Origin of the sequence: Bradyrhizobium sp. NAS96.2 (genome assembly GCF_001908235.1) — a bacterium.
Taxonomy (GTDB): domain Bacteria; phylum Pseudomonadota; class Alphaproteobacteria; order Rhizobiales; family Xanthobacteraceae; genus Bradyrhizobium.
On record NZ_LGHK01000175.1, the window covers coordinates 1 to 10,014 of the forward strand.

At 59.4% G+C, this 10,014-nt stretch carries 7 protein-coding genes; 3 read left to right on the plus strand and 4 right to left on the minus strand.

What is annotated here, in order from left to right; translation table 11 throughout:
* Nucleotides 1-673: 673 nt before the first annotated feature.
* Genes AC628_RS31210 through tssA form a run of 3 tightly spaced genes read right to left on the minus strand, consistent with a single transcriptional unit; the run spans nt 674 to nt 3,292 of the window.
* Nucleotides 674-1,177 (minus strand): type VI secretion system contractile sheath domain-containing protein, encoded by a 504-nt coding sequence (locus tag AC628_RS31210; protein WP_074130618.1) that lies wholly within the window; start codon nt 1,175-1,177, stop codon nt 674-676.
* Nucleotides 1,174-1,761, minus strand: coding sequence for a type VI secretion system contractile sheath small subunit (tssB, locus tag AC628_RS31215; RefSeq protein ID WP_245321415.1), 588 nt, complete (start codon nt 1,759-1,761; stop codon nt 1,174-1,176). Before tssB ends, AC628_RS31210 begins: the two co-directional genes overlap by 4 nt.
* Nucleotides 1,694-3,292 (minus strand): type VI secretion system protein TssA, encoded by a 1,599-nt coding sequence (tssA, locus tag AC628_RS31220; protein ID WP_168193485.1) that lies wholly within the window; start codon nt 3,290-3,292, stop codon nt 1,694-1,696. The genes tssB and tssA overlap by 68 nt, the downstream gene beginning before the upstream one ends.
* Before the next feature lie 1,046 nt (nt 3,293-4,338).
* On the opposite strand from tssA, the gene AC628_RS31225 reads away from it, so the two are divergent.
* The 3 genes from AC628_RS31225 (at nt 4,339) to AC628_RS45595 (ending at nt 8,994) form a co-directional block, all read left to right on the plus strand.
* Nucleotides 4,339-5,580: a cytochrome P450 gene (locus tag AC628_RS31225; protein ID WP_074130621.1), complete on the plus strand. Its 1,242-nt coding sequence runs from the start codon at nt 4,339-4,341 to the stop codon at nt 5,578-5,580.
* A gap of 736 nt (nt 5,581-6,316) precedes the next feature.
* Nucleotides 6,317-8,401 carry a hypothetical protein gene (locus tag AC628_RS45590; protein WP_245321416.1) on the plus strand — a complete coding sequence of 695 codons (2,085 nt, stop codon included), beginning with the start codon at nt 6,317-6,319 and terminating at the stop codon, nt 8,399-8,401.
* A gap of 68 nt (nt 8,402-8,469) precedes the next feature.
* Entirely contained in the window at nt 8,470-8,994 is a 525-nt protein-coding gene (locus tag AC628_RS45595) for a Ulp1 family isopeptidase (protein WP_245321417.1), read from the plus strand.
* A gap of 305 nt (nt 8,995-9,299) precedes the next feature.
* On the opposite strand, the gene AC628_RS31235 is transcribed toward AC628_RS45595, so the two are convergent.
* Nucleotides 9,300-10,014, minus strand: a 715-nt coding sequence (locus AC628_RS31235; RefSeq protein WP_283806724.1) for a TCP-1/cpn60 chaperonin family protein, incomplete at its 5' end; no start/stop codon positions are given.

Here is a 10,014-nt window from a genome sequence, read left to right on the forward strand (position 1 = left end):
GCGTCCCGTCGGGGTTAGTTCCCCCAACATGTGTGATTCTTTCGTGAGGGTTCTTTCTGTCCGTCTTGTTGACGTAGCGAATGCGTGCGCGTTTAGCCATTCTCGTCTCTCCTAAATCTCTCCTAAATCCGCAAGTCCTGAAGGACCAGCATAGACCAAATGGTTGGGTTCGGCTGCCACCAATCCAGGTAGGTGCGGTGCAGTCCTTCTCCGCGATACTCCTTGCTCGCACCCTTGAGAATTGAGCCTCTCGGGGGGCAGGGTGGTCAGTCTCGCTAATCCAAGGGCGAAGGCTCGCCGCCGAAGTTTGCGGCGTGTGGTAGGGACAGCGCTTTCATGGTCCAACGCAAGCGCCGAGTCATCGCTGCTAACTTCACTGGCAGCGCGGGCGCGGTAGGGACAGCGTCGGCTTTTCGCATGTTTGATCTTCCATTCCTGCCGAAGTCGGCTTCCGGACCAAGCCGGAGATCGCGCTGGAGCAGTTGCGGTGGGCCTGTGCGACCGGCCTTCCGCGTGGTAGTGCACTTGCGTATACGCCAGCGCGTGCACGAAGACGCACCGATGTCCAATCGTCCGGTCGAGGGCACCGGCGAATCGCCGCAGGCAAAAGGATGCGCCAATAGCGATCGCCGTGCCCGGTCGCCGTTCTCGGCCGAAAGGTATGGCCGCAACGTCAGATGATCGAGAAATAATGTTCAGGGTGACGCTGAACGTCCGCAGCACGAGCGGGAATGGCAAGGATGCCCTCGAAATCGGCGAGCAGTTCGTCCTTGCTGACGCTGAGAATTTCGATCTTGGTGTTCTGACGGAAATCGGTGCGGTCGACCATGAACTTCAGCCCTCGCCAGACCGACTTGAGCTGCTGGAACTCGTCCGTATGCAGCACGGCGTCGAGCTGAGCCGAGATTTTGCGGTCGATCTCCGCGATCATCCTATCGACCAGTGCGTTGTTGACCTGCTCACTGGTGCTATTCGGCTTGATGAGCTCGGCGACGAAAGCTGCGACGCCGCGCCGAGCGAGGTCGTAACCCTCGTCGTGCGGGGTAATCTTGGTCTCGACGAGAATCTGATCCAGTAGCGAAACGTCGGCGGTCGGGATGACGACTTCGGCCGATGGCTGCGGCTTGTATCGGTCATGGCGCCCGCGCTCCTTAAAACAGCTCGTTGGACCACTCACTCGGGCGTGCCGGTGAGCTCGCTCAAGAGCCGCGGCCGCGCGCCGTGGTCTTCGAGCAAATTCTGGATGGCCTTGCGGAAACCCGGCACGTTGCCGAGCGGACTCTTCAGCGCGACCAGGGCCGCACGCAGTTCGGTCAACATGCGCAGTTCCGGGATTTGTTGTGCGACCCGCTCGGGCTCGAAGTCCTTCAGGCTGTCGAATTTCAGCGAGACCGATAACTTGCCGGCCTCTGGCGCCTCCTCGAGCTTGTTCTCAGCGCAAATATCCAGGCTCAGTTCCTGGTTTTTGACAACCTCGCCAAAATTGTCCTTGTCGATATTGACGAGCTCGCGCTGCTCGATCGGCCGGTCATCGGCTCGACCGGTGAAGTCGGCCAAAACCAGCAATTTGAGCGGCAACGCGACAGCCTCCTTGAGGTTGCCGGTTGCGGGCTTGAATCGGATATTGATGCGTTCCTTTGGAGCAACCGTGCTTTCCTGAGCCATATGAGCTTCCCGACTTTCTCTGACAGAATCAGCCGCGACCGAGTTGGCTGACGCGAGCGATATCGATGCTTGCGACCCGCCTTCGGATCTGTTCAAGCGCGGCGCGACGAGGAGGCCCGTCGATGAATTGTGGTGCCTCGGGATGGGTTATCGCACGATAGCGCAGTTCGGCAGCATCGAGCGCAAGGGCAGGCTCCCAGCTTTCGAGCCTGTGTTCGACAACAACCTGTTCCAGGTGTTCGAGCAGCGGAATGGCTGTCGTGACGAAGCCGGTCTCGATGCAAAACCGTGCCTGCGCAAGTCGGCCGATGAACCGGCCACGTTCCGAGGTCACCCCGTCCAACACACCCGACAGCTTCTTGAATGCAGCCTGCGGCTGTCCAGCATCGATGAGCCTGTCTGCCTCGGCAACCGTTGCCTCGACAGGATCACACCGGTCCGCTTCCCCCACGGCGAGCCAGGCGCGCGTTTCCCCGTCGGCGAACGGCCGGCTGTCGTTGAACTGACAATCCAGGATCCGTGGATAACATCTGACAAGCAAGGCGACCGCCGCGCGCACAGCCGTGGCAGCCGGCTCAAATAACGGCCCCATTTTCTCCAGAGCATTTGCAGCGTGCCGGTGAGCGTCGAGCCAGAACGGTTGGGTCCAGACCAACTCTTCGGCCATATTCAAGACTTCGGCGTGCTGATCGGCCGCAACCTTTGCCTCAAATGCGGAAATGTCATCGCCGGGCGGCGATATCGTCGTGCGGCCATCCATATCGGGGGGCAGTTCATCAAAGCGCATCCACGAGCCAACGCGATTGAGCAGATAGACTTTCGGGTCCGCGGGCGAGACGACGCGCCGGGCGGCAGCAGCTTGCCGTAGCATATTGAGCAAGCGGTCGATCAAGCCGGCCCAGTCGCCGTCGGCGCCAACCGGACCGATTGCGCTCGGCGCTGCCGGTTGAGCGGCCTCGGCTGGAGGCGTGGATTCAACCGGCGCAGCGACCGCTTGCTCGTCAGCTTGGGCCGCCTCAGCCGCACGCTGTGCTGCGGCGGCAATCGCGTGCTTGGCTTCTTCGTAATGCGATTTCAGCGCCCTGAATAAATCCTCCAAAGCGACCTGCTCGTCGATGAGCTTCTGGCTGAGCTGGCGAGCGAGATCATCAAGGGCGTCATAGGCGGCGAGCACAGCCGAATAATCGGCTTCAGTCGGGGCATTCTCGACTATTGTCAGCCTCACGCGACCAGCGAGCCAATCGATCGCCTCGACCCGCGCGCGCTCCCGCTTGACCGGCGGAAGAAGCTTCTCCCAATACGCGTCCACCATGCAGCGCAGAACGCCCAAGCCGACGGCGAGCCCCTGATAGCCTTCGGTACGAAACAGGCCGTAGGTCGCCCAACAGGCGACCAGAATGTCTTTTGACTGCTTCGACAGGATGTCGAGCGACAGCGCAACGACCATCCGCCAATCAACCGGAATTGGCCCGTCGGCGTCCATGCGCCGCACCTCAGCTTCGAGCCGTACGAATTCAGCCGCCTCACGTATATTGCTGCCGGCAGGTGCTGGGCCCGGCACCGGCGCAGCGCCCAGCTGCGCGCGCGCATCGATATTGGCGCGAACCGCAATCCAGTAATCGATCATCGGCACAAAGCCATGCAAGAAAAAGCATTGCGACGGATCGCGGCATTGGCACGGTCGACCGCGCATCCGCCGCACAAAATAAGCCGAAAGACGACAATCTTGTAAGCCACCGCTGCCACTCCTGAAGGCGCTACTGGAGCGCATTCCTCCTTGAGTCCTTCAAGCCTTATGCCAATGGCGATAGCCTAGTTTGTCGAAACTATATCTAGTCTCGAGTGTCATGGTCCCGACAGCACGTTGCAAGCCCGACATCAGAGACGTTGGTCTCCTCCTAGTCGGTTCAATCACCGCCCCGCAGGCGCGGATTTGTCCAATACGGAACCCTCTGCTAGTTCATCGCCAGGACACCTCAAGTCGTACGTCACGAATGAAGGAAATCGCCCGAGCCATCTCGTACCCACACAAGCAACCACGTCGACCGGAGCATGCTTCTTTGGCCAAGCAAAGCCGGTCTCATCATATCTTTCGAGGCTCCGGCCTTTTTCTGACGGGCCGGCTATGTCCTACGGGGACCGCGCCCGTGGCAAGCTTGCAATCGCCTGGCGGCGGCTCGTCCGCACTCCACTGCAATGTTGAGGCGTCCAACCCGGACATCAATCATAAAGCGACGCCACCTCGGCAATGACCATGTCCGCAGCGTCGGCATCAAGCAGGTCAACCACAGGCTAGTTCAATGCCTAAGCGCGTTCGCGCTATCTCCGCTACCTCGACCAGTTCCGACGGCGACAACGAGACCTTTGGGCCGCCGGAAGGGCGAAGGCCGACAAGAACCGCAATCAATTAGCGGTCACTGGATAAGCTGACCATCGCGAGTATTCCGGAAAGGGAGACGGAGCCTCATCTGACGGCGTTCGGCATTCGTATACACAAAGTCACTGGTCTCGCTCCTGCCGGAAATGGTAGGGGGGCTCCGCTGCGCTTTTGGATATTCTTTGCCTATTCGGACGAGCCCCCTTCCCGACTGAAGCATCCGGCAACGAAACCATACCATTGAAGTCTTGCAGAGATCATGAGCTCTCCAGAGAGCCAAGACTAAGGAGGCGGCCATGAAAACGCTCTTGGAAGCACACGGAGACGATGGCGCGCGCGGCATTCGGCTCAACAATCTGGACATAAGCGAAGCCAAGCGCTTTGAAGATGACAGCATATGGCCTTGCTTCGAGCGGCTGCGACGAGAGGATCCCGTTCACTACTGCCCGGACAGCCCATACGGTCCATATTGGTCGATAACGAAGTACCGCGATATCGTGGCCGTCGATACAAATCATAAAATATTCACGTCAGAGCAAGGTGTGACAATCGTCGACGTGCCCGAGGAGCATTGGACTCCCAGTTTCATTAAGATGGGTCCGCCTAAACATGCCGAACAGCGCAATACAGTAAGTCCAATAGTCGCACCTGAGAATCTGGCGAAGCTCGAAGGATTAATCCGCCGTCGCGTCAAAATGATTCTGGAGGGCTTACCGCGCAATGATACCTTCAACTGGGTCGACATGGTTTCGATTGAGTTGACGACGCAGATGCTGGCCACGCTGTTTGACTTTCCGTTTGAGGATCGGCGGCTCCTGCCGTACTGGTCAGACATAGCCGTAACAACTCCGAAAATGGGCCACGCCATCGACAGCTGGGACAAGCGAAGTGCAATCCTTTCCGAGTGCCTGGACTATTTCACTCGGCTTTGGAACGAACGGATAAATACCGAGCCACGCGTTGATCTCATTTCGATGATGGCGCATTCATCGGCGACCCGGCATATGGAGCCACGTGAGTTCCTTGGAAACCTCATTCTCCTGATCGTGGGCGGGAACGACACCACGCGCAATTCGATCAGCGGAGGTCTGCTGTTCATGAAGGAGCACCCGTCCGAGCTCCGAAAGCTACGGAAAAACCCCAACCTGGTGCCGAGCGCTGTGTCCGAGATTATTCGGTATCAGACGCCGATCGCACACATGCGCCGCAACGCCACCGCTGATGCCATCATAGGAGGTAAACAAATCAGGCAAGGCGAGAAGGTCGTCATGTGGTACATCTCCGGCAACCGCGATGATGAGGTGATTGAGGATGCCAACAGGTTCGTGATTGATCGCAAGAACGTGCGTCAACATCTCTCGTTCGGATTCGGCATCCATCGCTGCGTCGGTCGACACCTTGCTCAGCTGCAGCTGAAAATCCTCTGGGAGGAGATGCTGAATGCACGCTTGGAAGTCGAGATTGCTGGCGAACCACAGCGAATTGCATCTAACTTCGTGCACGGTTATTCCGCGCTCCCTGTCCGAATTATAGCCTAGACTGTGATGTTACATTAATGAGGCATGGCCTACGCGGCAGAACCGCTCGGTGCCCTTTGAGGTTGTGCCACTGCATGCGGACCAGCGTGCCCCGCTGAAGTTGCCATCGCGCCGGCCTCGGTACTTCTCGACTAAAAATTGCATTGGTTCGCGAGCACGTTTTCGCATGCCGCATCTCCCAGCTGCTTGGAAAGGCGCAAAGCCCGCACGAGAAGCTCGGCTTCTGCGAAAGGCGCGAACAGAAATGTGACGTTAGACGATTTGCATGTATGACGATGAACACCCTTTCCTTTTCGGCCGAAAGGTGGGACGCGGCCAAGCGACCAGTGGCTCCATGCCACAGGGCTTAACCGGCACATTGATTGGGAGCTTTCAAGCATCATTCAGTAATCGGCCGACACCATGCAACCGTTCCGCTATATTTCAACACATGTAGCGCAAATCCATAGCAGGCGGCGATCAGGGTGATAACTCTCCCCCTGGTCGCCGCCGCCCTACCGCGCATCGATCGACAGGCAAAATCCAAAAAAAAACGCAAGGAAGCGAGCCACCAGCGTCTGCCTTTCGGCAAAATCGACTGCTTTATCGCGGCAACTTCCATCCCTCTCACGCCGATCTCATTCTTCACGGATTTGGTTTTGTTCTAATGCGTCAGGTTTCTGACAGCTGACGCTGGTATCCAGAGGCTAGACCGCGACAAAACACAAATCTGAAACCGCTCCAGAGGAGCAGGAACATGGATTCGCTCAATAATGCCAACCGATTCGATCGACATCCGGATACGTACGATCCTGCGGCGGAAACTTCGCAGCGCCAAGCAGGTTTTGAGCAACACATAAGCGCGGCGGCGCAAGAGCCCGATACCGCATATCCGCACAAGCAGCTCTTCGATATCGCTGAGGAAGACGACCGCCTCATTCAGGCGGCGACCGATTTAGCGCGCGCTCGGCGCGTCCCGGCGAGCCGAGTCACCATTGGCATTTTTGATCACCGCCTTCGCGAATTGGCTCGGGAGCTCAAGCTTTCTGGCAAAACAATGGCCCTGCTAGATGACGCGAATTTGCTCGATAGCGCTCAGCGGCTTTTTCCAAACGACAAGGTCATGCTGTCCGCGTTGTCGCTGATCGATCGGTATCGTGATCCGGACGCCCCTGCTCGCCCCAGCTCAACAAAATATCGTGCGTCGAAGGAAGACGAGCGCTTCCTTAAGGAGGCAGTCATTGCAGGCTTTGGTCGAATGATCGACCAGAAGAGCGCTGGCAACTATGCAACTAGCCTTCGCAAACTAGCCGCGGCACTCCGGCCTTCCTCACTAACGCGCCTCGATCACAATACGCTGGTCGGTCATGCTGATAGCTTGTTTCCAAAGGATAAAAAACTCCTGCATGCGTTGGACAGACTTCAAGAGTACCGCGTGAGCACCGGCCAGATCGTTTCGCGTGAGAACGCAGACAGTTCGCGAGCGCCGCCAGATCCGATCGATCATTTGCCGATGCCCCGTCTCGATCAAGAGCAGCCTTTGGATCGTGATGAAAACCCGCGCGGCGCGGGGGTCATCGTTGGATTCGATCCATCTGAGCGTTGGCCGGGAATGGATTCAGCCGCTCATTGGGGCGCGCAAAATGCGGACAAGGAGAGGCAGCTCGGTGTTGCGGATCTGGGCCATCCGCTGTCGGCCGACCGATTCGATCAGCCCTCAACGCATTTCACGCATCAACGATCGGGCAGCGCGGTCGAGCAAGGGGGCTCGCCGGCAATTGCAACCCATGCTGGTTTTGGCTGGCAGCTGAGCGAGGTTGGTGGTTCGAGCGATCGCATGCTGCAGCAGGCCCCTGTCCATCAGGCCGGAATATCGCAATGGGAGGCGCAGGCCGCGCCAGGGGCGAATGGGCACGAATATAACTCAGTGTCGCGCGGCGAAGGCGGCAACGTTGCACCGCCGGTGGTCTCCTCCGCGGAAGATCATGATCAGGATCTTTTGTGGGGTATGTTGGATGAGGCCGGGCGAGAGTCGTCTCTCCCAACCTGGCACGATCCGAAGGGTCTGGATTTCGCAGAGGCTACACGTCCCATAAACTGGCCGCACAAGCACCACCCCGCTCCGGCCGCGCAGATATTCGCGCTGGAAGGGAGCGGCACCGAGCCGAACCAGGAGAACCGACCAACCAGATTCGTGATCAACGCCGACCGTTACACGGCGCTGTTGGTGCCAGCAGGAGTGAGAAGGCAGAGCAATTCATTCAATCCGCATTACGCTCTCGTTCAGCTTGGACATCAATCGGAGGGCGTTCCCCGGCCAACCGGCGGCCGGACAACTCCGCCGCGCCGGAGCTCGTTCACCGGACAATCGAGCAAACCGGCCCCGGGGCCTCCCCGGGTGAGGCTATTCGCGCCACCGTCAGCGAGATTCTTGATGTCCCATTTGGCGCTCCTGAGGACTTTTCCCATCGCACCCAAGCGGTCCCGGAGGTCGCTGCGCCGCGCGGCGCTCTTCGTGGCGTGGCCGGTTCGCCGGTGGTCCTTCCGGCGGAAGGTTACGATCAGGAATCGCTTTGGGGAATGGTTGAAGATCACTTGCCGAACTCCGGACCGGCATCAATTGACGAAGCGCAGGAGGCCGAAAAAGCTGGACGGCAGGAACCTGTCGGGTCCGCCTCCACGTGGTGGAAGCAGCCGCTCGACTTTGATTGGTCTATGCCGTCCACATCTCACGAGCCGATTGGCGATGATCCCTCTGCCCCGGAGTTCCAGCGCACGGCATCCGATGCTCAGATCGGCGCGTTACCTCCGGCAACGTCGCTGCACGGCCGCACCAAACTAGAGCTCGGCGCCGAGGACTGGCTGGGCGATGAACATATTGCGGCGGATTATGCGCTCCTGGAACAGGACTTGCTGAGGGACAATCCGGACATGGCCGCACGGACGCGGTTCGGCGATCCCCTTATAGCCAATTATCATCTGCGCTTGGGCACCGACGATGTCGCGCTACGCGCCTTGCAGCGCATGGTCTTTGATCGGAATGGAAACGACACAGCCGACTTCCTGTTCCTGCCCGTGAATGATGCCAGTGCTAGCGACCCTGATCGCCGCGGCACTCATTGGTCGCTGCTGCTCGTCGATCGACGCGAGCGGGCGAGGCCGATCGCCTATCACTACGACTCGATGGCGAACACCAACAGTGCCATTGCAGCAGAGCTAGCAGAAAGGCTGGGGGCTCACCTGCAGCCAGCCCGCATTCCCCGACAGCAGAACTTTTTTGATTGCGGCGTCTTTGTGGTGGCCGGCACGCGGGCGCTCGTCGGACGATTGGCGCAAGGAGACCGGCCGGAGCACGAGCCGCTACACCTCGACAACCTCGTCGCCGATCGGCAGGCGCTTCAGGATCGGCTTAGCGCTCATCCCCACCTGGGCTGATGAATTTGGCTGGAACGCTATTGCCGACACCAGACTGGTGGCCCAATCGGCGGATCGAAGATCGCGCCGAGGCCAGGTCATCGTCCGACATGTGGCTACAATCTCAGATCAGTGACGAAGCCAGGTGAGAGACTTAGGCTGCCTCGGCGCTGTTTGCAGCTTCAGGCTCGCAAGGGGTTGCCGATTGACATGCAGAAGGGGTTTCACAAGTCAAACGAGACGCGTTTTGAGTCCACTTCCTCGTAGAAACCCCGGCATTGCTGCCGGGGCTTTCGTATTTCGTGGTTCGGCGTGACGCAGCTGGATCAGAAGTCCATGCCACCCATGCCGCCCATGCCACCACCCGGAGGCATCGCGGGCACTGCAGTCGGCTTCTTCGGCAACTCGGCGACCATGGCCTCGGTGGTGATCAGGAGCGCCGCCACGGAGGCGGCGTTCTGGACTGCGGTTCGCACGACCTTGGTCGGATCGATGATGCCCTTGGTGACCAGATTGCTATACTCGCCCGTCTGCGCATCGAAGCCGTATGAGTACTGCGTCTTCTCCAGGACTTTGCCGACCACGACCGAGCCATCTTCACCGGCGTTGATCGCGATCTGACGGGCCGGCCAGGACAGCGCCTTGCGCACGATCTCGACGCCGGTCTTCTGGTCGTCGTTCTTGGTGCGCAGGCCCTTGAGCGCTTCGGTGGCACGCAGCAGGGCGACGCCGCCACCCGGCAGGATGCCTTCCTCGACAGCCGCGCGGGTCGCATGCATCGCGTCATCAACGCGATCCTTGCGCTCCTTCACCTCGACCTCGGTCGCGCCGCCGACGCGGATCACCGCGACGCCGCCTGCGAGCTTGGCGAGACGCTCCTGCAGCTTCTCACGGTCGTAGTCCGAGGTGGTCTCCTCGATCTGCGCCTTGATCTGGGCAATGCGGGCGTCGATGTCGGCCTTCTTGCCGGCGCCGTTGACGATCGTGGTGTTTTCCTTGTCGATCATCACCTTCTTGGCGCGACCGAGCATCTGCAGCGTG